This window comes from Nannocystis sp., from assembly GCF_016714285.1.
GTDB lineage: Bacteria > Myxococcota_A > Polyangia > Nannocystales > Nannocystaceae > Nannocystis.
This window is the reverse complement of record NZ_JADJNN010000021.1, coordinates 24,398-49,978: the sequence shown is the minus strand read 5'-3', so window position 1 is coordinate 49,978 and position 25,581 is coordinate 24,398. Positions and strand designations below refer to the sequence as shown.

Below are 25,581 nucleotides of genomic sequence, written 5' to 3'. Positions count from 1 at the left end.
GCTCGATATGCCCATGCTGCCACCATGACAGACGCGCTTCGATACGACGGAAAGGTCGCCCTCATCACCGGTGCGGGCAACGGGCTCGGCCGCGCCCACGCGCTCCTCTTCGCCCGCCGCGGCGCCAGGGTCGTCGTCAACGACCTCGGCGGCAGCGCCACGGGCGGCGGACACAGCTCGGCCGCGGCCGACCGCGTGGTCGCCGAGATCAAGGAGGCCGGCGGCGAGGCCGTGGCCAACTACGACTCGGTCGAGGACGGCGGCAAGATCGTCCAGTCCGCGCTCGATCACTTCGGCCGCATCGACATCGTCGTCAACAACGCCGGCATCCTGCGCGACAGCAGCTTCCTCAAGATGACCGACTCCGACTGGGACCTCATCCAGCGGGTCCACGTCAACGGCGCCTACAAGGTCAGCCACGCCGCCTGGCCCCACCTGCGCGAGCAGAAGTACGGCCGCATCCTGTTCACCGCCTCCGCCGCCGGCCTCTACGGCAACTTCGGCCAGGCCAACTACAGCACCGCCAAGCTCGGCCTCGTCGGCCTCGGCTTCACCCTCGCCGCCGAGGGCCGCAAGTACAACATCGGCGTCAACACCATCGCCCCGATCGCCGGCTCGCGCCTCACCGAGACCATCCTCCCCAAGGAGCTGATCGACGCGCTGCGCCCCGAGTACGTCAGCCCGCTGGTCGCCTGGCTCGCCCACGAGCAGTGCGAGGAGACCGGCGGCATCTTCGAGGTCGGCGGCGGCTTCTTCGCCAAGCTGCGCTGGGAGCGGACCGCCGGCCAGATGTTCCGCATCGGCCGCGACATCACCCCCGAGCTGCTGCGCACGCACTGGTCGACCGTCGTCGACTTCAGCAAGACCACCCACCCGGAGGACGTCACGCGCGCCCTCCAGCCGGTGATGGACAACGTCAACGCCGGCGCCAGCAAGGGCGGCAACGAGTTCATCGACGTCGACCTCGCCCTCGGCTACGAGTTCCCGCCGATCTCCACCCGCTACGACGAGCGCGACCTCTCCCTCTACGCCCTCGGCGTCGGCGCGGCCGCGGACCCGCTCGACGACCTCGACCTGCGCCACGTCTACGAGATGCACGGCCAGGGCTTCACCGCCCTGCCCACCTACGCCGTCATCCCGGCGCTCACGGGTGTGATGAATGCATTCCGCGACGGTCAGAGCGCCCCCGGCCTCAACTACGGCCTCGACCGCCTGCTCCACGGCGAGCAATACACCGAGCTGCGCCGCCCGCTCCCGCCCAAGGCCAAGCTCAGCCACCGCACCTGGGTGAAGGACATCTTTGACAAGGGCAAGAACGCCCTGGTCGTCATGGCCATCGAATCCACCGACGAGACCGGCGAGGTCCTGGCCTACAACGAGCTCGGCGCGGTCATCCGCGGCGCCGGCGGCTGGGGCGGCGATCGTGGCCCGAGCAGCGACATCAACACCCCCCCGGACCGCGCCCCGGACTTCGTCCGCAGCGAGAAGATCGGCGCCAACCAGGCCCTCCTCTACCGCCTCTCGGGCGACTGGAACCCGCTCCACGTCGACCCCGGCTTCGCCACCGCCTTCGGCTTCCCGCGCCCGATCCTCCACGGCCTGTGCACCTTCGGCTACGCCGCCCGCCACGCCCTGCGCGCCCTCGAGATCGACCCGCGCAAGTTCAAGAGCATCAAGGTCCGCTTCGCCGACAGCGTGTTCCCCGGCGAGACCCTCGTCACCGAGATCTGGCGCGAGTCGCCGACCCGCGCGATCCTCCGCGCCAAGGTCCTTGAGCGCGACAAGGTCGTCCTCTCGAACGCCGCGATCGAGTTCTACACCGAGATCCCCAACACGGCCCCCAAGGCCAAGGCCCAGGTCCAGGCCGCCGCGACGGCCGCCGCTCCCGCCATCAAGGCCGTCCCGAACAGCGCCGACGTGTTCACCGCCATCGGCCAGTTCCTGCAAAAGCAACCCGAGCTCGCGGCCAAGGCCGCGACCGTGTTCCAGTTCAAGCTCAGCGCCCCCGAGAGCGTGTGGACCATCGACTGCAAGGCAAACAAAGTTGCCCAGGGTGAGCTCGCCGCGCCCGAGTGCACCCTCGAGCTCAGCGACGCCGACTTCATGGACATGTGCACCGGCAAGGCCGACGCGCAGCAGCTCTACATGGGCGGCAAGCTGAAGATCGGCGGCAACCTCATGGCCTCGATGAAGCTCAACTTCCTCAAGAAGCTCGACCCGGAGCTGGTCCTCGCCAACATGCGCGCCCGCGTCGGCGCAGCCTCCAGCGAGAGTCCCGCGCCCGCCCCCGCCGCCGACACCGGCCCGAACAGCGCCGACGTGTTCATCGCGATCCGCGACCACATCGAGCGCAACCCCGAGCTCGCCGCCAAGATCCAGACCGTCTTCGCCTTCAAGCTCAAGGAGCCCGAGAGCGCCTGGACCATCGACCTCAAGGCCGGCAAGGGCGCCGTCCACGAGGGCCTCCAGGGCAGCGCCGACTGCACCCTCGAGCTCAAGGACAGCGACTGGATGGCCATGACCTCCGGCAAGGCCGACCCGCAGCAGCTCTACATGGGCGGCCAGCTCAAGATCGCCGGCAACGTGATGGCCTCGACCAAGCTCGGCTTCCTCAAGAAGATCGACATGAACGCCGCCAAGGCCGCGATCGCGGCCCACCGCGGCCAGGTGAGCGGCGCCAGCAAGCCCGCCCAGGCCAGTCAGCCAGCCCCCACGAAGACCGCCCAGGCCCCGCTCATCGCCGACCGCCTGGTCCGCAAGCTCGCCGACAGCAAGCACGACGCCCCCCTCACCCTCGCGCTGCACGTGAAGGACCCCGCCAGCGAGTGGTCGATCACGCTCGGCCCGCAGGGCGGCCACATCGTCGCCGGCCCCGGCGACAAGCCGAGCGCCACCCTCACCATCGCCGACGACGACCTGCTCGCCCTCGCCCAGGGCAAGACCAGCGCGCAGCAGCTGTTCCAGCGCGGTAAGCTGCGCGTCGACGGCGACGTGCAGGCGGCCCACTACCTCGGTCTCATCGAGGGCTCGCTCTAACCCGGCTCCATTTCAACACACTCGAGGGATCTCAGTCATGACCAACAAAGTCCACGTCATCGGGGTCGGCATGGTGAAGTTCGCCAAGCCCGGAGCCAGCGACGATTATCACGTGATGGCCGCCAACGCCGCCCGCACCGCCCTCAAGGACGCCGGCGTCGAATACACCGACATCGACCAGGTCTTCGCCGGCTACGTCTACGGCGACAGCACCTGCGGGCAGCGGGCCGTCTACGAGCTCGGCCTCACCGGCGTGCCCGTCGTCAACGTCAACAACAACTGCTCCACCGGCTCCACCGCCCTGTTCGCCGGGCGCCAGGCCGTGCTCTCCGGCGAGGCCCAGTGCGTGCTCGTCGTCGGCTTCGAGCAGATGGAGAAGGGCGCCCTCGCCTCCAAGTTCAACGACCGCCCGACCCCGCTCGACCCCCAGGCCAGCCTGATGAACGACGTCCAGGGCATCAACGCCGCCCCCGGCGCGGCCCAGATGTTCGGCGGCGCCGGTCGCGAGTACCGCTGGAAGTACGGCACCCGCCGCGAGACCTTCGCCAAGATCAGCGAGAAGGCCCGCAAGCACGCCAACAACAACCCCTACGCGATGTTCTCCGATCTGCTGAGCGTCGAGGAGATCCTCGCCTCCCCCGAGGTCTTCGATCCCCTCACCCGCTACCAGTGCTGCCCGCCCACCTGCGGGGCCGCGGCCGCGATCATCTGCTCCGCGGAATTCGCCAAGAAGCGCGGCCTGCAGGGCGGCGTGTACATCGCCGCCCAGGCCATGCGCACCGACTATCCCAGCACCTTCAATGAGCAGAGCATGATCAAGATGGTCGGCTACGACATGGCCAAACACTGCGCAAATGCGGTGTACGAGCGCGCCGGCCTCGGCCCCAAGGACATCCAGGTCATCGAGCTGCACGACTGCTTCACCGCCAACGAGCTGCTCACCTACGAGGCCCTCGGCCTGTGCCCCGAGGGCGAGGCCGAGAAGTTCATCTGGGACGGCGACAACACCTACGGCGGCAAGTGGGTCACCAACCCCTCCGGCGGCCTGCTCAGCAAGGGCCACCCCCTCGGCGCCACCGGCCTCGCCCAGTGCACCGAGCTCGTGTGGCAGCTGCGTGGCCAGGCAGAGAAGCGCCAGGTCGCCGGCGCCCACACGGCCCTCCAGCACAACCTCGGCCTCGGCGGCGCCTGCGTGGTCACGCTGTACCGCCGCGACTGATCGCAATGGTCGATTCAAACCGCAAGTTGCGCGAGCTCTCTCTGTTCGGCTACAAGTCGATCCGCGAGCTTCGCAGCCTGCGCCTCGACCTGGGCCTCAACGTCCTGATCGGCGCCAACGGGTCGGGCAAGACGAACTTCATACGATTCTTCGAGCTGCTCAAGCACGTCGCCGATCCGGGCAAAGACCTACAGAACTACGTCAATATCCACGGCCGGGCCGATGCCTTTCTGTTCGGTGGCATGAAGGTCACACGCGAGCTCCGGGGCGAATTGAAGTACGGCGTTGGCACTTCGCGATTTCATGCTCCAGGCGGCGATGATCGCTCATTGTTCCTCGCCGACCTCCAAGGATGACCAACAGGGCGATTCCGCCCTCGGATGGTCGAGCGCTCAGGCGGACGCGCGCCTGGATGGCGAGCCGAAACGTCAGGATTGGCGCGTCTACCATTTCCACGACACCACAGCCTGCCGCGCGTGATGGGCCTGTGTAACATCGTAGACACCTCCGTACTCCACAGCGACGCCGCCAACTTGGCGGCGTTCCTATGGCGCCTCGAATGGAGCCACCCCGATCACTACGCCCAGATCGTTGAGGCAATCCGCCAGGTCGCCCCCTTCTTCGGCAGCTTCGTCCATCAAGAAGTCTCCCCGGGCCAGACCCAGCTGCTGTGGAAAGATCGCCACTGCGATCTCATCTACTACGCGCACCAGCTCTCCGACGGCACCCTGCGTTTCATCTGCCTCGCCGCCCTGCTCCTGCAGCCGACACCGCCCGCCACCCTCATCATCGACGAGCCCGAGCTCGGCCTCCACCCCTTCGCCATCAAGCTGCTCGCCAGCATGTTGCTGGAGTGCGCCGCGCACACCCAGCTGATCGTCTCCACGCAATCCTCGCAGCTGCTCGACGAGCTCACCCCCGAGCAGATCATCGTCGCCAACCACCGCGACGGCGAGACCCTGCTCGAGCGCCTCGACCCCGAGCGGCTGCGCGAGTGGCTGACCGAATACACCCTCGGCCAGCTGTGGGAGAAGAACGAGCTCGGCGGGTCACCGTGAGCGCCTGGACCCGCCTCTACATCACCGTCGAGGGTCACGCCGAGCGCAAGTTCGCCGACGACCTGCTGCGCCCATACTTCGCCGCCTTCGAGATCGACCTGCGCTCGTGCCTCGTCGTCACAAATCGCAAACTCGGCAAGCGCGGTGGAGTGCTCAGTTTCCCGCAGTTCGCTGGCGACCTCGCCCGCCGCATGCGTGAGGATCGCCAGCCCGAGGCCCGCTTCACCACGATGATCGACCTCTACGCCCTGCCCGCTGAGTTCCCGGGCTGGTCCGAGGCCCGAAAGCTCAACGCGCCCGAGGCCCGCGTTGGCGTGCTCGAGGCCGCCTGGCAACAGCAAGTCGCCGACCCTCGCTTTATCCCGCACATCCAGCTGCACGAGTTCGAGGCCCTCCTGTTCTGCGATCTCTCGCAGCTGCGGGCCCGGATCGCCGACAGCGACCGGGCGATCGCCACCCTGCAAGCCGAGGTCGCCGGCCTCGCTCCCGAGCGCATCGACGAGGGCAAGACCACCGCCCCGAGCCAGCGCATCATCCGCCACATCCCGAATTATGAGGATCTCAAGGTCCGTGTTGGCGCCCCGGCGGCCGCCGCGATCGGCCTCCCGACCCTGCGCGCGCGCTGCCCTCATTTCGCCGGGTGGCTACGCAAGCTCGAGGCCCTCGGGACCACCCCACATTGACCGAGGCCGCGGTGTATCCTGCGGCCATGCGACCTGCCTTCACCTTGGCCTTCACCTTCATGTTCGGCGCCACCCTCGTCGCCTGCGGCGGCGACACCGGGCGCGCCGACGCGAGCACCAGCGTGACCACGGCCCAGCCGACCGCGACGGACCCGGGCGCGAGCACCGGGGCCTCCAGCACCGACGTGCCGACATCCGGCACCGGCACCGGCGGCAGCGCGACCGACAGCGCCAGCAGCAACCCCGGCGACACAACCGACGCCACCAGCGCGGGCCCGACCACCAGCCCCGACACCGACGCCAGCACCGGCGCCGCGACGGCCACCACCACCGATACCACCACCGCCGATACCACCACTGCCGATACCACCACCGGCGTCATGCCCGAGGCCTGCCCTTGCCCGGACGACCTGCTGGTCCCGCTCGACGACGGCATCTTCGTGCTCTCCAAGACCGCCGTCCTGTGGAAGTACCTGCCCGGCGCCAACAAGTTCGAGATGCTCGGCCCGATCAAGTGCGACGTGGCCCCCTCGACCTTCTCGATGGGCGTCGACCGCGAGGGCTACGCCTGGGTGCAGTTCAGCGACCTGCAGATCCGCAAGGTCGACATCACCAACGTCAGCGACTGCAGCGACCCCGGCTTCGTCCCGCTGCAGGACGGCGTCGAGAACTTCGGCATGGCCTTCGTATCGAACAGCGCCGAGGACAAGTGCGACCGCATCTACGGCAACCACTACAACGGCGTCGCCATGGGCAAGGGCATCAGCGAGTTCTTCAGCGTCGACCCCATGACCCTCGACCTGGTCCAGCTCGGCAAGAGCGACTACGGCCTCGCCGAGGTGTCTGGCACCGGCGACGGCCGGGCCTTCCTGTTCGCCGGCCCTGACCCCGCCGACCTCATCGAGGTCGACAAGAACACCGGCGCCACGATCAGCACGATCCCCCTCCCCGGCGTCAAGACCGGCGGCGGCTTCGCCTTCGCCTTCTTCGCCGGCGACTTCTACTTCTTCACCGACGCCGAGTCCGACGGCACCAGCGAGGTCACCCACATCGACTACGACGATAGCGACAAGAACGGCAAGCAGGACCTCAAGGTCGTCCTGCAGGACGCCCCCTTGCGGGTCGTCGGCGCCGGCGTGTCCACCTGCGCCCCGCTCATCCCGCAGTGAAGCAGATGCCTCACGCCGAGGCGGGCGCCAGCGGCAGATACACGCGAAAGCGCGATCCCCGGCCCGCCTCGCTCTCGACCGATATCTCGCCACCGAGCAATCTGCACAATTGCTGCGTCAGCGCCAAGCCGAGCCCGGTGCCGCCGTGGCGGCGCGCCAGGACCTCGTCGACCTGCACATACGGCACGAACAGGCGCCCGACCTGCTCCACCGACATACCAGCGCCGGTATCCGCCACCTCGAACACCAGCCCGGCGGGGTGGCCGGCCCGCTCCTCGAGCCCCACCCGCAGCACGACCTCTCCGTTCTGGGTGAACTTCGCAGCGTTGCTGAGCAGGTTCGAGAGGATCTGTCGCAGGCGCAGCTCGTCGGTCCACAGCCGCCGGGCCTCTGGCCCGATCGCCACCCGCAGCACATTGTCGTGGCGACGCAGCGCCGGACCGACGGCGTCGCCGACCGCCGCCACGACCGCCGCCACGTCGACATCGGCGAACGAGAGGACCAGCTTGCCGACCTCGATCTTCTGCAGGTCGAGCAGGTCGTTGACCAGCGCGTGCAGGTGATGCGCCGCCTCGGTCATGCGACCCGCCAGATCGCCGAGCCCGGACTCCCCGCGCTCCTCGAGCTCCTCGCCGAGCAGCTCGCCATAGCCGAGGATCGCGTTCAGCGGGGTCCGCAGCTCGTGGCTGACGTTGCTGAGGAACAGCGACTTCGTGCGCGAGGCGGCCAGCGCCTCGTCGGCGATCCGCTTCAGCTCCGCGGTGCGAAGGTCGACCCGCTCTTGCAAGCTCGCGGCCAGCCGCGTCAGCGACTGGTTGGCCTCGTACAGCTCGCGCGTCTTCGCCTCGGCGAACTGCTCGGCGGCCTTGCGGGCCACCCGCTCACGCTCGACGCGACGACGCAGGGCCTCCAGCTCGTCCATGGTCCTCAGCTCGCCGGGCGCGCGGCCCGGTGGACCACGAAGCGCACCTGCGTCTTCGTCCCCTCCGACAGGTCGTCCATGGCGATCGTCACGACCTCGCCATAATGCTCGGCGCAGGCCTCGATCAGCCCGCACGCGAGGTCGGAGAAGCCGCGGTGCGAGCGGTACACCATCTCCAGGGTGTCGCCATCGAGGCGCCGGCACGCGAAGCTCGGCAGCTCGGCGTCCGGGTAGAGCTTGCGCACCTCGATATGCACGTGGTCCTCGACCCGCTCAAGGAACGCCAGCGTGTCCGCGGCCGCGCTGAAGAAGCCCGGATACGTCGCCGTGAAGTGCTGACAAAGATGCCGCCCGAATGCGTGCACCAGCGCCGGCACCGCCGCGCCCGTACGCCCCGAAAGCGCCACCACGAGGGCCACCAGCTCGTGGTGGTCGTAGGTGCCGATCGATGTGTAGGCGCCGCCCGAGCGCAGCTCGCAGGCAGCGATGAGCTCCTCCACCATCTCGGCGGAGAACTGCTCCTCGACCATCGTCAGGAACTCCGTGAAGACCACACCCTTCATCGCGCACCGCCTTGTGGAGCCCATCTTCCGGCGGGACGGCCCGCAAGTCCAGCCGCGCACGCGCGTCCCAGAGCGCGCGCACGCGCGCTCGATCCAGCATGACGCCGCCACCCAGCCCGTGGTACCTGCCTCTCTGCGTGTTCGAAGGAATGCTCGACAAGGTCCGTGCTGCCGCCCCCGCCGAGCCGTGGGACCGCGGCGTCCAGCTCGCCAGCGACGGCGCCGTCCGCCTCCTCGGCTGCGATCCCGAGGGCTGGGCCCTGCAGGTCGACGAGCAAGGCCGCAGCACCCGCGTGCTGTGGGCCTGGGCCGCGTGGCGCTGTGAGTGCGGCGCTGCCCCGCCCTGCGCGCACGTGGTCGCCGCCGCATGCACCCTCGACGCGACCGGCCAGCAGCTGCGTGACACCCCGCCACGCCCCCGCGTGGCGCCCCGGAGCGCCGCCTACCGCGAGCGCCCCGCGAACCCGACCCCGCCCGTCACGGTCACCCCGAGCCCCGCACCGTCGCGCCCGCTCGCCACCCCAGCGCCGCTCGCCACCCCAGCGCCGCTCGCCACCCCAGCGCCGCTCGTCGACGAGGGCGAGGACCGCGTGCTGCTCCCCGAGCGCCTCGATCTCGCCCCGGTGTGGACCGACGACGATCGCGGCCTCGCCGTCGACTTCACCGCCGCCAGCGACAGCGGCGAGCAGCTCTCCGTCTCCGCCGACGCGGTCGTCAAGGCCTGGCGCTCCGGCACCATGGCCGTCGAGGGCCTGCACGGCGGCCTCGCCTGGCTGCCCCAGGCCTGGCTCGACAAGCACGGCGCCGTGCTCGAGCAGTACCTCGCCGCCCGCGAGCTCCCGGGCGAGCTCCCGCGCTGGGCCCGGCCCGCCGCCGCCGCGCTGTCGCGGGCCCTCGACGCCCCGCCGCGCCCGGAGCTCGCCGGCCTCACTGCATTGCTGGGTGGCTTCACCGAGATCCCCCCGGCCGCCCTCCCAGCCGACCTCAACGCGACCCTGCGAGATTATCAGCGCCAGGGCGTCGACTGGTTATGTCTACTCCGCGACGCCGGCATCGGCGCCCTCCTGGCCGATGATATGGGCCTCGGCAAGACCCTCCAGACATTGTGTGCCCTTCGCGGCCGCACCCTGGTCGTCGCCCCGACCAGCACCCTCCATAATTGGGCCGCCGAGCTGGCGAGGTTTCGCCCCGCGCTGCGCGTCCACCTCTATCACGGCAGCCCCCGCGCCCTCGTCCCGGGCGACGGCGTCACCCTCACCAGCTACGCCCTCCTGCGCCTCGATCACGAGCAGCTCGCCGCGGAGGGATGGGACATCGTCGTCCTCGACGAGGCCCAGACGATCAAGGACCCCACCACCGCCACCGCCACCGCCGCCTTCGCCCTCAAGGCCGGCTGGCGCGTCGCCCTCAGCGGCACCCCGGTCGAGAATCGCCTGCTCGAGCTGTGGAGCCTCGCCCACTTCTGCAACCCCGGCCTGCTCGGCGGTCGCAAGGACTTCGTCACCCGCTACGCCCGCCGCATCGAGCTCGGCCACGCCTTCGTCGCCAGCGAGCTGCAGGCCAAGATCCGGCCCTTCCTGCTGCGCCGCCGCAAGGCCGAGGTCGCCCCCGAGCTCCCGCCGCGCACCGACATCGTCCTGCACTGCACCCTGGACCCCGACGAGCGCGCCGTCTACGACGGCCTGCGCCTCGCCACCCAGGCCGAGGTCGTCTCCCGCCTCGCCGCCGGCGGCACCGTCGTCGAGGCCCTCGAGCTGCTCCTGCGCCTGCGCCAGGCCGCCTGCCACCCCGCGCTGGTCCCGGGCCAGACAGCCACCCGCTCGAGCAAGCTTGACCTCCTGCTCGAGCAGCTCGACGAGATCGCCAGCGCGGGCCACCGCGCCCTCGTCTTCTCGCAGTGGACCAGCCTCCTCGATCTCGTCGAGGCCGCGCTCGTCACCGCCGAGCTGGGGTACCTCCGCCTCGACGGCTCGACCGACGACCGCGCCGCCGTCGTCAACGCGTTCCAGGCCGCCGACGGCCCACCCGTGATGCTCGTCTCCCTGCGCGCCGGCGGCACCGGCCTGAACCTCACCGCCGCCGACCACGTGTATCTCCTCGACCCCTGGTGGAACCCCGCCGTCGAGGACCAGGCCGCCGACCGCACCCACCGCATCGGCCAGCTGCGCCCCGTGTTCGTGCACCGCCTGATCGCCGAGGACACCGTCGAGGAGAAGATCCTCGAGCTCCACGCCCGCAAGCGGGCCCTCGCCGACAGCGTCATCGAGGGCGCCCAGTCCCCCGCCCTCACCCGCGACGACCTCCTCGAGCTGCTGCGTTAGCTACACGTCCGGCATGGCGCAGTCTCACGTCCCGAAGCGCCGCAGCACCTGCTCTCGCAACGACGCGAAGGCAGGACATCGTTGCGCGCAAAGTTCGAGGTTCAAGTCCTCCGCCAGCTTCGGATTCTGCGTGGTCGCATACTTCACCTTGTGGTGCGTCCGCAGGGACAGGTCCCGCAACTGCTCCTTGGGCTTCTTGATCAGGTGCGGCGAGCTCGACGCCTTCGCGCGTATTCCGACTCGATCGAGCACGGCCTGGTCCGACCAGAACCATGCCTCGATCTCCTCCACGGGAATACAGATGACGAGCTCGAGTCCGGCAGGCACCGGCAGAGCGCTCAAGTGAGCGCGGAGCTTCTTCTCGTCCTTAAGCTCATTGTTCGCGCTGTCCAGATCCAGATCGTGCAACAAGATCGCCAGTGTACACCCGCTGGCCCACAGCTCTTTCATATATGTCGGGGCCGATCTGACCAGTTTGGCACAGCCACCACGGCCAGACGGTGGCGCCTTCGTCTTCACACCGACCGATCCGGGGACGATCCGGCGCAGCAAGACCACGAGCGTCTCGACGTCCGTCGCATCCTCCCCAATGACGCCGATCCGGCTCAATCCAGCGCTCCGGAGAACAGGAAGTCCGCCAGCTCGAGGCCATCATCGAGATAGATGCGCAGTCGCTGCTGCTCGTCGGCGTTGAGCGGGCGCACGCTGGTCACCCCGGCCGCGCTCCGCTCGACGACGCGGATATCACCGGCCGCGGCGGCATCCACCACGCCGAGCGAGTGCGTCGAGATCACGACCTGACGCCCGGGATCGAAAGCGTCGAGTTCGGCCAGCACGCGGCCCAGGAGGCCCGGATGCACGGACGTCTCCGGCTCCTCGAGCAACAAGACCGTCACCGCTGGGTCCACGAGTTTGATGACCAGCTCCACGATCCGCTGGGTCCCGTCGGACAGCAGCCCGAAGTTGACGCCATCGACGAACAACTCGGCCTCCTGCTCGGCCGGGGGGTGCGGATGTGCCTCGAGCTTGACATCGATCTCCTGCAGCACCTGCAGCCGACGACCGACCTCCACCACCGCATCGAATTGATCGCGCCGAACCTCGAACCACGACACCAGGGTCTTGACCACATCAAGCAGCCGATCGTCCCCACGCCCGGTCCAGGGCGAGCCGGCCTGCCCAACGCCGTCGCGCACACGCTGCAGCCGCACCGGCTCGCGCGCCGTCGCCTGCCGCGGCACGCCCGCTCGTATCAGCCGTACTCCCCGCAGCAGGGCGCGCAATGGATCGACCTCGGACGGGAACGTGAACGCGGAGCTGCTCCGAAGGTGCAAGAGCCCGTGAATCGGGATCATCGCTACCGGCTGGTCATCCCCAATGGTGGCGATCCCCTCGCCTACCTGCCAGAGCCTTCGCCCCGTCGCAGCATCGATACATCGTTCGTTCCAATACCAGGACATACGATCGTCAGGGTCCTCGGTGCGCTCCGGCGCACGAGTACAGACATAGCTGTAATCGAGAGGCACCCCTCCAAGCTGCACCTCGAATTTGACCCGCTCTGGGCGGCCACGCGTGCCCAGCCTGGTCGCCGCCAGGGCGGCCGCATGCAGGTCCTCGAGCAATCGCGACTTGCCCGCACCATTCTTGCCGACCAGCACCGTCCGTCGCGCCTCCAGCGTGAGACGCAGCAGGCCGCCCAGGGCCGGATCTTCCACGGTCACGGCCACGATCCGGTCGCTCGCGGGCTCCTGCGCAGCCGACTCGTCCAGATCCTGCATGAGCCGGCCTTATCACGCGCCGTGGCCACGGACAAGTGCAGACGAGGCTCGCGCGAGCCGGCCACGGCGCTGTGGTGGCCCAGAGCGCCAGTTTGCGACCCCGCCAGCGATCGCGGTAAAACCCACGTGCACGCGATGCGGCACCTCCTCTACATCGTGCCGATCTTGCTGGCGCTGTGGTTCGTCGACCAGTGCCTCTCGCGCGACCGCAGCGTCGGCTGGGAGCGCAACGCCATGCGCGGCTTCGAGTGGCGCTGGACCAAGGCCGACGGCCGCAGCGTCCTCCTGATCGGCTCGAGCACCGCCGTCGACTGGCTCCCGCCCGAGTACCTCGCGCCCCTGCTCGGCGTCTCGCGCCCGCAGATCCTCGACGCCCACGTCAACGGCTGCCACCAGGACTGCGCCCACGCGATCGTCCGCCGCGCCGCGCTGGAAGCCCGCCACTTCAAGCTGGCGATCCTCGGCGTCAATCAATTCCAGCAATGCGACGACCTCCACCCCAAGCGGATCTTGCAGCAGCACACGCTGCTGCCGACCCGCGACTGGCCCCGCGCCCTCGCCCTCCACGCCCGCGGTGAGCAGCCAATGCTCGCGGCCGGGCGCCTGCTCGGCAACACCCTCTCGGGCGCCTACGGTGACACCGCCTTCCTGCAGTCGCAGTGGCGCGACGCGCTGCTCGGCCCGCGCGACGCGAAGCAAGCCCACCGCTGGTACACCCGCGAGGCCCCGCCGAAGACCCGGCCCTTCTGCGACTACGCCCCGGCCCGCGTCGCCTACAAGCTCGCCGTCACCGCCGCCCTCCTCGACGACCTCGGCGAGCTCAGCGACCGCGTCGTCCTCGTCCTGCTCCCGGACGCCTCGCTCTCACAGCTCGCCGATCCATCCCGCCACGCGGCGTGGGAGGCCCACCGCGCCGCCCACCAGCAGCTCGCCGCGTCGCGCCCCTTCGTCACCCTGATCGACCTCAGCCGCGACGGCGCCCGCCTGCCCGCCGACTTCAGCGACGGCTTCCACCTCAGCAAGCGCGGCATCTCGCTGCAGCAGCAGCTGTTCGCGCGCGAGCTCGCGGCCGCGGGGCTCCGATGAGCTTCACCAGCCCCGCCTTCGTCGTCTTCTTCCTGCTGTTCTTCTGGCTGTGGCCGAGCCTGCGCGGGCGCCCGCGCCAGCTGTTCCTGCTCGCCGCCAGCTACCTCTTCTATGCCAGCTGGAGCGCCCCACTGCTGCTCCTGCTGCTCGGCTCGACCCTCCTCGACTTCAGCGTCGCACGTGCCATCGGCCGCAGCGACGACCCGACGCGCCGACGCCAGCTCCTCGGCCTCAGCCTGCTCGGCAACCTCGGCGTGCTGGCCTGCTTCAAGTACTACAATTTCTTCGCCGACTCGGCCGCCGCCGGCCTGCACGCGCTCGGCCTCGAGGTCAGCGCCCCCACCCTGGCGATCGTGCTGCCGGTCGGTATCTCGTTCTATACGTTTCAGACCCTCGGCTACACGATCGACGTCTACCGCCGCAACCTCGCCCCCTGCGCCTCGCCGCTGGACTTCGCGCTCTACGTCGCCTTCTTCCCGCAGCTGGTGGCCGGCCCGATCGAACGCGCCGGCCACCTGCTGCCGCAACTGCGAGCATTGTCCAGCGCCGACCCGCCGCGCCCCGACCTCTCGGGCTTCGGCCTCATCGCCCTCGGCGCGTTCAAGAAGGTCGTGATCGCCGACAACCTCGCGCCGATCGTCGACGCCGTCTACGCCGACCCGGCCCACGCCTGGGCGCCCGCCCTGTGGTTCGCCACCTACGCCTTCGCCTTCCAGATCTACTGCGACTTCTCCGGCTACTCCGACATCGCCGTCGGCGTCGCCCGCCTCATGGGCGTCTCACTCACCCAGAATTTCCGCGCCCCCTACGCCGCCCTCGGCCCCGCCGACTTCTGGCGCCGCTGGCACATCAGCCTGTCCGCGTGGCTGCGCGACTACCTCTACCTCCCGCTCGGCGGCAACCGCAGCGGCCGCTGGCGGACGGCCCGAAACCTCCTCCTCACCATGCTGCTCGGCGGCCTGTGGCACGGCGCCGCCTGGCACTTCGTGCTCTGGGGCGCCTACCACGGCCTCCTATTAGTGATCTTTCGAGCTGGCTTTTGGGACAGGCTCAACACCCGCCTCCCGCTGCGCCCGCTCGTCTCACTGATCCGCTGGTTCGTGTTCTTTCACCTCGTGTGCCTCGGCTGGGCCCTGTTCCGCGCGCCCACCCTCGGCGACTGTCAGGTCATCCTCGCCAAGCTCCTCGACCCGCGCGGCTGGCAGCTCGGCGCCTGGCTCGGCGAGGTCGAGGCCTCCGGCGAGGGCCGCCTGCTCGCCCTCTGGGCCCTCGTGATGGCCATGCTCTTGCTCGTGCAAGCGCTCGGCCGCGTCGGCTCCGAGGTCTGGGTCGCTCGCATGTGGCGCGCTCCGCCGGCCCTGCGCTTCCTCCTGCTCGTCGCCCTCTTCTACGCCTGCGTCCTCCTGGCCCCCGAGGCGCCCCAGCCCTTCATCTACTTCCAGTTCTGAGCTCGGGCGTCACGAGGCGCAGGTGCAACGTCGTCGCCAGCAGCCAGAAGCAGGCGAAGGTCCACAGCAGCCCCTGCTCGATGAAGATCGCGTCGGCCCAGGTCGGGGCGATCGCCGCGAACGCGAAGGCCAGCGCCCTGGCGATCCCCGCCGCCGCAGCCGCGCCCCAGATCCACGCCCAGGCCCCGCCCCCCATCTGCAGCGCCGGACTCGCGAGCACCACGCACACCCCGCTGACCACCGCCCCGACCGTCGCGCTCACCAGGCGAAAGCTGTGCAGGCCCGCGTCGACCGGCGCCGTCAAGAACACGGACTGCAGCAGGTACACCGTCACCGGCAGCGGCGGCAGCACGACCAGCAGCAGCGCGTCGCGGGGTCGCAGGTGGAAGCCGAGCCCGGTGCTCAGCAGGTCGCGGCGGATCGCCAGCAGCCCCGTGAGCAGCGCCAGATCGGCGAGCGTGTACAGGTAGCGCAGCCCGAAGAAGTACAGCGCCCACAGGCGATCGTCGCCGCTGATGAAGCCCGGCACCGCGTCGAGGTACAGCGTGGCCAGGCGCAGCTCGGCGAGCAGACGCAGCCCGAGGCCCGCGCCGATCCACGTCCACGCGCGACGGCCAGGGTCCTCGCGCGACAGCCGGGCCCGCCCCGCGAACGCGACCACCACCGCCGCCAGCTCGACCACCACCGTCGCCACGAACAGCGACAGCCGCAGCGGCCCGACCCCGACGGCCCAGCCGATCGCCACGAGCGTGAGACCGCCGGCCCACAAGATCACGAGCGAGCGGCGCACGGCGTCGAGGCGAGGCAGGAGCAAGCGACCCCTAGCGTGCGGTCCGGACCGGAAGCGGGTCAAGCACGCGGGTGTGCGCCCACGGTGAGGCGACCGCGACCCCACCTTCGGAGGCCATCAGCGTCGGCGCAGGGTCGCGCGGACGCCCCCACGCGGCCGCAGGGTGATCGAAAATTGCGGCCTCGGCACGTCGCTCGGGGCCACCTGCGGACGCCAGCGCTGGGCGATCGTCGCCAGTAACAGGACCGCCTCGAGCATCGCGAAGTTGTTGCCGATGCACAGCCGCGGTCCGCCGCCGAACGGGAAGTACGCGCCGCGCGGTAATCGCTGCAGCAGGCCGTCCTCCCACCGCTCGGGCTCGAAGGCCAGCGGGCGCGGGAAGCAGCGCGAGTCGCGGTGCGAGCTCCACTGGAACATCCACACCTGGGTCCCGCGCGCCAGCGGCACGCCGCCGATCTCCACGTCCTCGAGCGCCTCGCGGCCGATGCTCCACGCCGGCGGATACAGGCGCATCGTCTCGAGGATCACCGCCTCCGTGTACACGAGGCGCCCCAGATCCGCCGCGCTCGCCGGCCGACCCGCCAGCACCGCGTCGACCTCCGCCCCCAGCCGCGCCCACGCCCCCGGCCGCCGCCCCAGCAGCACGAAGGCCCACGACAGCGCCAGCGCGGTCGTCTCGTGCCCCGCCATGAACAAGATCGTGACCTCGTCGCGCAGCTGCTCGTCGCTCATCTGCGACCCGTCCTCGTCGCGCGCCGCGAGTAGCATCGACAGCAGGTCGCCGCGGTCCGTCCCGCTGCGCCGCCGCTCGTCGATGATGCCGTCGACCACCGCCACCAACCGCGCCCGCGCGGCCGCGAAGCGGCGGTTGTCCGGCAGCGCGGCCACCCGCGCGAGCCCCGGGAGCAGCGCGTAGCGCCAGTCGCTGTAGCGCGCCATCACCACCTCGAGCGCCGCCCCCAGATCCTCCGCCGCGCGCCCGACCTCGCTGGACAGCAGCGTCGTCGCCACCACCTCACGCGCGAGGTCCATCATCGCCGCGTGCACGTCGATCACCTGGCCTTCGCGCCAGGTCGCCGTCGCCCGCTCGCCCGCCGCCACCACCCCCGCCGCGTGCCGGTGGATGCGCTCGCGGTGGAACGCCGGCTGGGCCATGCGTCGCTGTCGCCGCCAGAACTCGCCCTCGCTGACCAGCAGGCCGTTGCCGACCACCTCGCGCAGCCCGTGGGTCTGGCGGTCCTTGACGAAGCTCCGATTCTTGCTGACCAGCACCTGCTCGATCAGCGCCGGGTGCCGCAACACCACCGTCGTCTCACCCGGCATGCGCAGCCAGACCAGGTCCCCGGCCGCCGCGATGCGGCGCAGGAACCCGGCCGGCTCCGCCATGAAGCCATCAGGTTGCCGTAGCGCGTCCAACCGCGGAGCTCGCCGACGGCGTACGCCCCCGCCGAGGTCTGCGAGGTCTCCGGGCTCTCCGTCGTCGCCGTCACAGCCGGGCGACAATAGACGATCCTCCCCGCCTCGTCGCGCCCGCTCGGGCCGTCGTGCACCGCGGCGCGTGACGTCGCCGCCGGTCGCGCCATCCCGACACCCGAGCGTCGCCCCGCATCCCCGCCGCCAGCCGCATCCGGTTACACTGCCGCGTGGCCTTCCGTCTCTCGCAACACACGCCTCTCGGCGAGGATCTGCGCCGCCTCGCCGACGGCGAGCTGAGCGGCGCCATCGATCGCCTCCGCGATCTCCACGCCGCGCCCGACCCTCGCGTCCACGCCGCCCGCAAGGCGATCAAGCGCGTGCGCGCCCTGCTGCGGCTGGTCCGCGCCGGCGTCCCGGCCCGGCGCTTCCGCACCCACAACCTCGCGCTCCGCGACGCCGCCCGCGAGCTCTCGGCCGCCCGCGACACCGCCGTCGCCCTCGCCACCTTCGATCGCCTGGTCCCCGCCGACGACCCCCTCTCGGCCCTCCGCCGAGGCCTCACGCCACACACCACCAGCAACGAAACCACGACGCCGCTGCACGCCGCCGCCGAGGCCCTCAGCCGCCTGCGCCCGGATCTCATCGCCGACCTCGACGGCATCCGCCTCGCCGACCTCGAGGCTGGCCTGAAGGACAGCTACCTCGGCGGCCGCGAGGCCATGCGCGCGGCCCATCACATCGCCCTCCCCGACGACGAGGTGTTCCATACCTGGCGAAAGCGGGCCAAGGACCTCTGGTATCAGTGCCAGCTCCTGCGCGACGCCTGCCCGCCGCTGCTCGGCGCGCTCGAGGGCATGCTCGACGAGCTCGGCGAGCTGCTCGGCGAGGACCACGACCTCGCCGTGCTGCAGACCGCCGCCCCGGACAGCGACGCCCTGCAGCGACGGATCGCCGCGCGCCACCTCGAGCTGCGCGACGCGGCCTGGCGCTCCGGCCAGCGGATCTACGCCGAGCGCCCGCGGGCCTTCGTGCGCCGCCTGCGGAGCTACTGGCAGACCTGGCGCGCCGAGCCCTGAGAGCCATCCGCGCCCTTGTCGCGCAGCCAACCGCCGGGCCCTCGAGCACCGTTGTGCTTTTCCCGGCGGCTGCGCATGCTGTCGGCTGGAGTTGCAGCTGTATGCCCGAGAGCGCCACCTGGGTTCGATTCGCCTCGATCCATTCACCACCCGTCGTGGCGTCCGGCCGCGGGACCCATGCCCATGTGTTCGCGCTCGGGGAGCGTCGCGCCGTGCGCCACTTCCGGTTCAACAAGGCCCCGCCGTGGACCGTCCCGCCGACGAGCGGCAACAACGGCATGGACCTCGGCGGCGAGCTCACCAGCCAGCCCGCTGCGTACATGCGGGGCGACACGGTGCATGTATTCGGCCGCGGCCTCGACAACGCGTTCTGGGACAACCGGTCCCACGACGCGGGGGCGCACTGGACCGGCTGGCGTCGACTCGGCGGGAGCTGGCTATCCGGGCCCAGCGTCGCCGTGGCATCGACGGCGACAGGGACCCAGATCCTGGTTGTGGGCTCGGGCGAGGACTCCACGGTATGGGCCCTGACCAGCACCGATAGCGGTGAGACCTTCGCCATCAAGCGCTTCGCCGCGGGTGCGATCCCCGGCCAGCCGATCGCGGCGACCGACTGGCAAGAGCGTACGGTGGTCGTCTACGCGAGCTTCCCTGATTCCCTCAAGGTGAGCACCGGCGACACATGGGCGACGACCGGGATGCGCTGGGCCTCGGATGTCGTTCCAGTCCTCGCCTCGGACCCCGTGGCGGTCGCCAACGGGATCCTCGAGAACCTGCTCGGTCGCGACGTCCACGGCCGGCTGTGGATGTACGCCTACGACTCCACCACGGGGCGTGGCAGCGGCGGCGTCGCGTCCGGATCGCAGCTCGTCGGCAAGCCCGCGGTAGCGATCCAGTCGTATGCCGGCTTCGACCCGCTGGTCATCGTGGTCGCGCGCGCCCCCGACAGCCAGCTGTATATCTCCCGCCTCAGCCCCGGCACGGGCGGCGAAGGCGTCATCTTCTCGCCGCTGCACGTCTCGGCGAGCTCGGACCCCGCAGTCGTCGGCGGAGAGGCTGATCACGTGAGTCTCGTGTTTGCCCGCGAGGGCGACCAGCTCCTGTACGGGAGGGTCGTCGGCTGATCGATACCCTTGTCGCGCGCATCAGGCCCGCGTTACCCTGGCCGCCGATGCGCGGCGCGGCCCCGGCGATCCAGCTCGCCTTGATGACCACCGCCCTCGTGATCGGGGCGCTGCTCGCCTGCTACCGCGACGACTACCTGCTCGGCGCCCTCTGCTACCGCGACGCCGACTGCGGCGACGACCAGTGCTGCGCCGGCGTCCGCTGTCGACCCCAGCCCGACGACTGCCTGCGCACCGCCGGCGTCGACGAACCCACGCCCTTCCTCCCGGCCTACCAACCCTGCGATCGCGACGAGCAGTGCCTCGTCCACGGCCAGCCAGTGTGCGCCCACTGGGCCGGCGCCACCGTCGGCTTCTGCACCGACTTCTGCGTCGGCGACCCCACCCGCAACTGCGAGCTGCACAGCGACGGCTTCCCCGTCGACTACACGCCGCGGACCTGCGCCACCGTCGACGGTCAATCGGTGTGCGCGATCGACTGCAGCGCGGACCCGGCCTGCCCGCCCGAGATGCAGTGCCACCAGGGCGTCTGCGTGCCCTCCGCCGCACCATGACCGCCACGACCCGCCTCGCCCGCGTCGCCCTCGCCGTCGCCCTCACCCTCGCCACGACCCCGGCCCGCGCCCACCTGTCTGAAAAGACAGCCGCGTCCCAGGCCTCCAACCTGTCCCAAGAGACACCTCCACCCACGACCTCCGAGCGCGACCTCGCCTACGAGCTCGGCGTGCAGGCCGAGGCCCTCGGCGACCTCGCCCGGGCCGCCGCGGCCCACGAGCGGGCCTATCGCCTGACCACCGCCGCCGAGCCCGGCCCGCGCCTGCTGTTCCTGCGCGCCAGCGTCGCCGCCCGCCTGCGCGCCGACGACGGCAGCGCCGCCACCCGCGTGCATCTGTGCCACGCACAGGCGCTGCTACGCGACTACCTCGCCGACCCCGCGCTGACCCCCGAGCTCGCGGCCGAGGAGCGCGTCAGCCTGCAACGCCTCGAGCAGCGCCTCGCGGTCGCCGGCGCCCCGACCTGCGCGACGCTGCTGGGCGCGACCCCGCCACCAGCCCCCGCGCCCGCAACCCCGACCACCACAACCCCAACCACCGCGGCCGAAACCCCACGCCCGCCACCCCCCGTCGTCGCAACGCCGACCCCGACACCACGCCCGGCGATCACCCGCCCGCTCCGGATCTCCGGCGCCGTCGGCCTCGGCCTCGGCGCGACCGGCCTGGCCCTGCTCGCCGCCGGCGTGGTCGTCGGCCGCCGCGCCAACCAACGCGGCCACGAATACTGCAGCGAGCGCGCGACCGCCTGCGTCGCCAACGACCCGGTGCTCCGCGACATCGAGACCTCCGGTCGCCGCGGCGACACCCTCGTCCGCGTCGGCGCCGTGCTGGCCGGCCTCGGCCTGCTCGCCGGCGTCACCCTCCTCGCGATCAGCGCGCGCAAGCCCGGCCCCCGCCGCAGCGCCCTGCGCCCCGCCGGCCTCGGCCTCGCCGGCAGCTTCTAAAGCCCCGCGCGTGCTAAGGTCGCGCGAAGCCACGAGGCGGCCGCGTGGAGCAGGCAGGCGACAGCACCTTCCCGAACTGGCCCGAGTTTCGCCGCCTCTTCGCCTACGACGACCTCGTCGGCAAGCTCGTGCAGAACCGCTACGAGGTCGTGCGCCGCCTCGGCGCCGGCGGCATGGGCGTGGTCTTCCTGGCCCGCCACATCCACCTCGACAAGCACTTCGCCCTCAAGATCATCAGCCCGCGCTTCCTCGACGACCCGCAGATCGGCCAGCGCTTCCTGCTCGAGGCCCGCGCCGCCTCCAAGATCGATCACCCGAACGTCGTCAGCATCACCGACTTCGGCCCGCCCGAGGAGGGCCCCGCGTTTTTTGCGATGGAGTACCTCGACGGCGAGGACCTCGCGCGCCTGCTCGCCCGCGAGGGCCCGCTGCCGTGGACCCGCGCCCTCCCGATCGCCGCCCAGATCGCCCGCGCCCTCGCAGCCGCCCACCAGCGCGGCGTGATCCACCGCGACATCAAGCCGCAGAACTGCCTCCGCATCACCCGCGACGACAACCCCGACTTCATCAAGGTCCTCGACTTCGGCCTCGCCAAGGTCCTCACCAGCACCGGCAAGAGCGCCTGGACCGTCGGCGGCTCGCCCGGCTACATCGCCCCCGAAATTTACCGCGGCGGCCGGACCGACCACCGCGTCGACATCTTCGCCACCGGCGCCCTCCTCCACACCCTCCTGATCGGCCGCCTCCCCGCCCAGACCCCCGAGGACGTCGCACTCCCACCCGGCGCACCGATCCTCCACCTCGCCGACCTCCCGCCGCCCCTGCGCGCCCTCCTCGCCCGCGCCCTGCACGACGACCCGGAGCACCGCCACCCCAGCGCCGAGGCCTTGCTCGCCGCCATCGACGAGACCCGCTCCGCCCTCGCAGCCGCGCCCGCCGGAACCTCCGCAGCTGTCCCCGAAGACATGTCTCCAAGGCCAGCCCGCCACTGGCCCCTCGCCGCCGCCGCCGCCGCCGCCCTCGCCGCGCTCATCCTGGTCGCAACCCTCAGCTGGCGCCCCATCTCGGACCCCGGCGAAGCCTCGCCTCGGCCTGTCCCCGCGGACAGCCCGGTTGCGACCACCGCGGCTCGCCGTGTCCAGGCGGACAGCCCTGTCGCCGCCACCGCGGACCCGCCGCCCGCACCTGTCCCCGCGGACAGCCCCGTCGCCGCCACCTCTGCAGCACCCGAGCAGCCTGTCCCCAGGGACAGCTCCACCACCCGCGTCACCACGATCGTCCGCCTGGTCGGCACAGTCCAGGTCGACCCCCGCGGCCACGCAACCGTCACTCTCCCGCCCGGCTACGACCTCAATGCGTGCATCGAGCGCCTGGTCGCCAGCCTGCAATTCCGCGTCAGCGCCACCGGCGGCAGCTTCGACCACACCTTCCTGCTCTGAGCTCCGATCGGCTCAGTGCGAGTGGTCCTCGCTCGAGTACCCCGGGTTGATGGCGAGGCACAGCGCGACCTGCTCCTCGGCGGCCGCCGTGTGCCCAAGCGCGGCGTGGGCCTTCGCGGCGACATCGTGCAGCCGCGCCGTGCGGTACGGCGTCGCCAACGCCCGCTCCGCCACGGCCAGCGCGTCGGCGGCCCGGCCCGATCGGAGGTACGCCAGCGCCAGCAGCACCTGCGCCTCGCCGCCGGGCCGCGCCGCCTCGTTGGCCAGCGCGAGCTCGAGCGCCCGCTCCGGCGTGCCGAACTGCAGGTGGTGCTGCAGGCTGTGCCCCATCGCCGACTCGGGCCAACGCGCCAGCTGCTGCTCCCAGCGTGCGCCCGCCCGCGTAATCAACGCCTCGGCCTCCTGCGCCCGACCCGTGCGCTGGTACAAGCCGGCCAGCGCGTCCATGTGCTGCGGCAGATCGGCCGTGCGGACCAGCTCCTCGAAGATCGTGATCGCCTTGTCAAGGTTGGCGCGACGAGTGTGGATCTCGGCGATGTGCTCGTGCACGAGCCACCAACCGGCGAGCTCCGCGTCGGCGCCGCGCAGCTGCTCCATCGCAACCACCAACTCGCCGCGCTCCATGGCGATGATGCCAAGCTGCAGCCGGATCCACGCCCGCCGCCGCGGATCGTTCGTGTCGGTCGACGCCAGCGTCTCCGCGAGCAACGCCTGGGCCTCCACCGAATGCCCGGTCTTCGCGTGGTAGAGCGCGAGCTCGGCCTTCGCCGCCACCGGCGCGACCGCTGCGACCTCGCCGAGCGCCTTGAACGCGACCTCGTACTGGCCACGCTGCACCGCGATCTCAGCCCGCAGCACCCGCGCGAGCAGCTGCTCGTCGCCTCGAGGAACGGCCCGGCGATCCATCAGGTCGAGGTACTTCTCGGCGCCGGCCAGGCGATGCACCGAGTAGTTGAAGCGGGCCGCGACCAGCAAGGGGCCGCTGCCCGTGGCAGCGATCGCAAACGCCTCGTCGAGCACCGCCTGGACCCGATCGAAGTCGGCGAGCTGGTTCGTCAAGCCGGCGCGCTCGAACAGCGCAGATCCGAGGATACCCCGGATCAGCCAGTCGTCGGGACGCTTGCTCGCCCGCGCCTGCAAGCCGTCGATGCGCTCGTCGAGCTCGGCGAGCAACGCCGAGTAGCTCGCGCCCGACGCCGCGACGCCCGATCGCGCCGCGACCCCGGGCGTGATACCCGACAGCGCTCCCGTGCCGCCGCGGAGATCGATCTGCGAGATGGCCGCCGAGACTCCGAACGCGACGACCGCCGCGGCGATGGTCATTTTGAGGTCCATGATCGTCGCTTCCGAAGCCTCGCGGCACGCGAAAAGCTCCCCGGGAGCTTCGCACACCCGGGGAGCTCCGCACAATCTTCGCAGCGCCTCAGGGCGCGTGCGGCGGCGCCAGGTACGGCCACTCCGCGGAGAACGCCACGTCGTTCTTGGGCGGGTTCAGCGGCAGATCCGCGAGCACGGTCAGCGGGTGCTTCTTGAGGCTGACCAACGCGGCCGCGAGCGTGATGTCGACGACCGGATCCTCGAGCTTGCGACCGTTCGGGTACGAGGTCGGCTTGGTGGGGTCGTACTTGATCGTGTCCGGGATGAGGACCGGCCCCGCCTGGGCGATGCTCTCGTCGAAGGTCGCCGGCGTGAGCCCGGCGCCCATGAGATCATCGTCGAGCGCCGCGTGGAAGAACATGACGCTCTTGGCGATCTCCGGGACCCACATGCCCGCGATGTCCTCGACGGGATTGCTCGCGTTGTAGGCGTCCCGGATCGTGACGTCCTGGCCCTTGGTAAACCCCAGGCCCTCCTTGGCGCCGATGCCCGCCGTCCCGGCCTCGACCGCGCCGTGCCGGTCGATCTGCTCGTAGTCGCTGAACGGATTTTGGGGGAACACGAAGCCGGGGTCGCCGCCGGTGCTACCCGTGTCGGGGTCCACGGTGGTCGTGGGTCCCGCGGTCGTCGGGTTGTCCGTCGTGCTCGCAGTGTCCGTCGTGCTCGGGTTGTCCGTCGTGCTGCCGCTGACCGTCGTGGTCGGGCTGTCCGTCGAGCTGCCGGACGGATTCGTGGTGTTGTCACCGGTGCTGCCGGTGGTGTCGCCACCGTTGTCGCCGCATGCGCTGAACGTCGCGAACAGCAGCGCGGCCCCAAGAACTGCGTGAATGGATGTGTTGTTCTTCATGGTGGCCTCCCTACTTCAGCCTCGATGCGGTGGCCCACACCTGAATCGGCTTGCCGCCGGTGAGCGCGTCGGTGTCGATCTCGATCGCCGCCGCGGTGACATTGAGCCCCGCCAGGAAGTCGTTCTCGCTCTTGAACGACAAGACCCCGGTGTCGAGCGTCGCGAGGTACCCTCCCGCGTCGAAGAAGAAGGGGTCGTCCGCGTGGCCCGTCCACACGCGCGCGTACGGACCGGCGTCGAAGATCGTCTCCACGTTGCCAGCCACCTTCGGGTCAGCCCCCGGGATGCCCTCCCACTGGATGCCGATCTCGTCGGCCGCGTTGGCCCCGTAGCGCCAGTAGATCACCTTGTCGGCCTTGCCGTCGGCGGGGTTGTCGTTGTCGACGTGGATCGCGTAGAGCGCCTTGGCGTCGTACACGCCCGCCTTGGTCGGCTGCTGCTTGATGCTGTCGTTGAAGCCGGCCCAGCAGACGATGATGGTCGTCTTGCCGGGGCCGCTCTCGAAGACGTACAGGTCCGTGATGTCCTGCGCGGCGTCCAGCTTCACCTTCGGCGACTCGTCGTGGTCGGATGCGAGGACGGTGGACGCCCACCAGCCTCCCCGCAGATCGCAGCGGCGGCGACGGCCGCCAGCCCAGTTTTAGATCTCATGTTCTTCTGCATCGCGTCTCCCAGTAAGGTCAGGCCGCAAAAATCGCGGCCGTCGTCATGCCGAGCCATGCTACTCGGCA

The 25,581-nt window shown here is 70.7% G+C and carries 23 protein-coding genes; 14 read left to right on the top strand and 9 right to left on the bottom strand.

Going from position 1 to position 25,581, the window contains the following annotated elements:
• Positions 1–24 precede the first annotated feature (24 nt).
• From IPJ59_RS28105 to IPJ59_RS28080, 6 genes are all read left to right on the top strand, one after another.
• On the top strand, positions 25–3,036 hold the full coding sequence (locus tag IPJ59_RS28105) for a peroxisomal multifunctional enzyme type 2 (protein ID WP_293274087.1): 3,012 nt from the start codon (positions 25–27) through the stop codon (positions 3,034–3,036).
• 37 nt (positions 3,037–3,073) lie between these two features.
• Positions 3,074–4,255 carry a lipid-transfer protein gene (locus IPJ59_RS28100; RefSeq protein WP_293274086.1) on the top strand — a complete coding sequence of 394 codons (1,182 nt, stop codon included), beginning with the start codon at positions 3,074–3,076 and terminating at the stop codon, positions 4,253–4,255.
• A 5-nt stretch (positions 4,256–4,260) separates the two neighbouring features.
• Positions 4,261–4,611 carry an AAA family ATPase gene (locus IPJ59_RS28095; RefSeq protein WP_293274085.1) on the top strand — a complete coding sequence of 117 codons (351 nt, stop codon included), beginning with the start codon at positions 4,261–4,263 and terminating at the stop codon, positions 4,609–4,611.
• Positions 4,612–4,734: 123 nt separating this feature from the next.
• On the top strand, positions 4,735–5,313 hold the full coding sequence (locus tag IPJ59_RS28090) for an AAA family ATPase (RefSeq protein WP_293274149.1): 579 nt from the start codon (positions 4,735–4,737) through the stop codon (positions 5,311–5,313).
• Positions 5,310–5,996 carry a DUF4276 family protein gene (locus tag IPJ59_RS28085; RefSeq protein WP_293274084.1) on the top strand — a complete coding sequence of 229 codons (687 nt, stop codon included), beginning with the start codon at positions 5,310–5,312 and terminating at the stop codon, positions 5,994–5,996. Before IPJ59_RS28090 ends, IPJ59_RS28085 begins: the two co-directional genes overlap by 4 nt.
• 26 nt (positions 5,997–6,022) lie before the next feature.
• The gene (locus IPJ59_RS28080; RefSeq protein ID WP_293274083.1) at positions 6,023–7,165 is read left to right on the top strand and encodes a hypothetical protein; all 1,143 of its coding nucleotides are present in this window, start codon (positions 6,023–6,025) and stop codon (positions 7,163–7,165) included.
• A 10-nt stretch (positions 7,166–7,175) separates the two neighbouring features.
• Here the strand turns inward: IPJ59_RS28080 and IPJ59_RS28075 are convergent, their stop codons facing one another.
• Together IPJ59_RS28075 and IPJ59_RS28070 are read right to left on the bottom strand one after the other, a co-directional pair.
• Positions 7,176–8,087, bottom strand: a complete 912-nt coding sequence (locus IPJ59_RS28075; RefSeq protein ID WP_293261624.1) for a sensor histidine kinase — start codon at positions 8,085–8,087, stop codon at positions 7,176–7,178.
• 5 nt (positions 8,088–8,092) lie between these two features.
• Positions 8,093–8,650: a heme NO-binding domain-containing protein gene (locus IPJ59_RS28070; RefSeq protein WP_293261626.1), complete on the bottom strand. Its 558-nt coding sequence runs from the start codon at positions 8,648–8,650 to the stop codon at positions 8,093–8,095.
• Positions 8,651–8,787: 137 nt separating this feature from the next.
• On the opposite strand from IPJ59_RS28070, the gene IPJ59_RS28065 reads away from it, so the two are divergent.
• Complete coding sequence (locus tag IPJ59_RS28065; RefSeq protein WP_293274082.1) at positions 8,788–10,971, top strand: DEAD/DEAH box helicase; 2,184 nt, start codon at positions 8,788–8,790, stop codon at positions 10,969–10,971.
• A 24-nt stretch (positions 10,972–10,995) separates the two neighbouring features.
• Here IPJ59_RS28065 and IPJ59_RS28060 read toward each other — a convergent pair whose 3' ends face one another.
• Complete coding sequence (locus IPJ59_RS28060; RefSeq protein WP_293274081.1) at positions 10,996–11,580, bottom strand: DUF4276 family protein; 585 nt, start codon at positions 11,578–11,580, stop codon at positions 10,996–10,998.
• Positions 11,577–12,749 (bottom strand): AAA family ATPase, encoded by a 1,173-nt coding sequence (locus tag IPJ59_RS28055; RefSeq protein WP_293274080.1) that lies wholly within the window; start codon positions 12,747–12,749, stop codon positions 11,577–11,579. The genes IPJ59_RS28060 and IPJ59_RS28055 overlap by 4 nt, the downstream gene beginning before the upstream one ends.
• A gap of 135 nt (positions 12,750–12,884) precedes the next feature.
• Here IPJ59_RS28055 and IPJ59_RS28050 point away from each other — a divergent pair, with 135 nt between their 5' ends.
• Together IPJ59_RS28050 and IPJ59_RS28045 are read left to right on the top strand one after the other, a co-directional pair.
• On the top strand, positions 12,885–13,835 hold the full coding sequence (locus IPJ59_RS28050; RefSeq protein WP_293261638.1) for a hypothetical protein: 951 nt from the start codon (positions 12,885–12,887) through the stop codon (positions 13,833–13,835).
• The gene (locus IPJ59_RS28045; protein WP_293274079.1) at positions 13,832–15,283 is read left to right on the top strand and encodes an MBOAT family O-acyltransferase; all 1,452 of its coding nucleotides are present in this window, start codon (positions 13,832–13,834) and stop codon (positions 15,281–15,283) included. The genes IPJ59_RS28050 and IPJ59_RS28045 overlap by 4 nt, the downstream gene beginning before the upstream one ends.
• Here the strand turns inward: IPJ59_RS28045 and IPJ59_RS28040 are convergent.
• Both IPJ59_RS28040 and IPJ59_RS28035 read right to left on the bottom strand, forming a co-directional pair.
• Complete coding sequence (locus IPJ59_RS28040; RefSeq protein ID WP_293274078.1) at positions 15,264–16,097, bottom strand: hypothetical protein; 834 nt, start codon at positions 16,095–16,097, stop codon at positions 15,264–15,266. The genes IPJ59_RS28045 and IPJ59_RS28040 overlap by 20 nt on opposite strands.
• Positions 16,098–16,190: 93 nt before the next feature.
• Positions 16,191–17,459 (bottom strand): cytochrome P450, encoded by a 1,269-nt coding sequence (locus tag IPJ59_RS28035; protein ID WP_293274077.1) that lies wholly within the window; start codon positions 17,457–17,459, stop codon positions 16,191–16,193.
• A 257-nt stretch (positions 17,460–17,716) separates the two neighbouring features.
• On the opposite strand from IPJ59_RS28035, the gene IPJ59_RS28030 reads away from it, so the two are divergent.
• From IPJ59_RS28030 to IPJ59_RS28010, 5 genes are all read left to right on the top strand, one after another.
• Entirely contained in the window at positions 17,717–18,565 is an 849-nt protein-coding gene (locus IPJ59_RS28030; RefSeq protein WP_293261650.1) for a CHAD domain-containing protein, read from the top strand.
• Positions 18,566–18,777: 212 nt separating this feature from the next.
• On the top strand, positions 18,778–19,689 hold the full coding sequence (locus IPJ59_RS28025; protein ID WP_293274076.1) for a PLL family lectin: 912 nt from the start codon (positions 18,778–18,780) through the stop codon (positions 19,687–19,689).
• Between the two features lie 47 nt (positions 19,690–19,736).
• Entirely contained in the window at positions 19,737–20,243 is a 507-nt protein-coding gene (locus IPJ59_RS28020; RefSeq protein ID WP_293261656.1) for a hypothetical protein, read from the top strand.
• Positions 20,240–21,187 (top strand): hypothetical protein, encoded by a 948-nt coding sequence (locus tag IPJ59_RS28015; protein WP_293274075.1) that lies wholly within the window; start codon positions 20,240–20,242, stop codon positions 21,185–21,187. Before IPJ59_RS28020 ends, IPJ59_RS28015 begins: the two co-directional genes overlap by 4 nt.
• Positions 21,188–21,231: 44 nt before the next feature.
• The gene (locus IPJ59_RS28010; RefSeq protein ID WP_293274074.1) at positions 21,232–22,626 is read left to right on the top strand and encodes a serine/threonine-protein kinase; all 1,395 of its coding nucleotides are present in this window, start codon (positions 21,232–21,234) and stop codon (positions 22,624–22,626) included.
• Positions 22,627–22,638: 12 nt separating this feature from the next.
• Here IPJ59_RS28010 and IPJ59_RS28005 read toward each other — a convergent pair whose 3' ends face one another.
• The 3 genes from IPJ59_RS28005 to IPJ59_RS27995 form a co-directional block, all read right to left on the bottom strand.
• Positions 22,639–23,949 carry a tetratricopeptide repeat protein gene (locus IPJ59_RS28005; protein WP_293274073.1) on the bottom strand — a complete coding sequence of 437 codons (1,311 nt, stop codon included), beginning with the start codon at positions 23,947–23,949 and terminating at the stop codon, positions 22,639–22,641.
• A gap of 100 nt (positions 23,950–24,049) precedes the next feature.
• Positions 24,050–24,850, bottom strand: coding sequence for a hypothetical protein (locus IPJ59_RS28000; protein WP_293261669.1), 801 nt, complete (start codon positions 24,848–24,850; stop codon positions 24,050–24,052).
• Between the two features lie 10 nt (positions 24,851–24,860).
• A complete protein-coding gene (locus IPJ59_RS27995) occupies positions 24,861–25,457 on the bottom strand; it encodes a DUF4331 family protein (protein ID WP_293274148.1) in 597 nt (198 codons plus the stop codon).
• Positions 25,458–25,581: the final 124 nt, after the last annotated feature.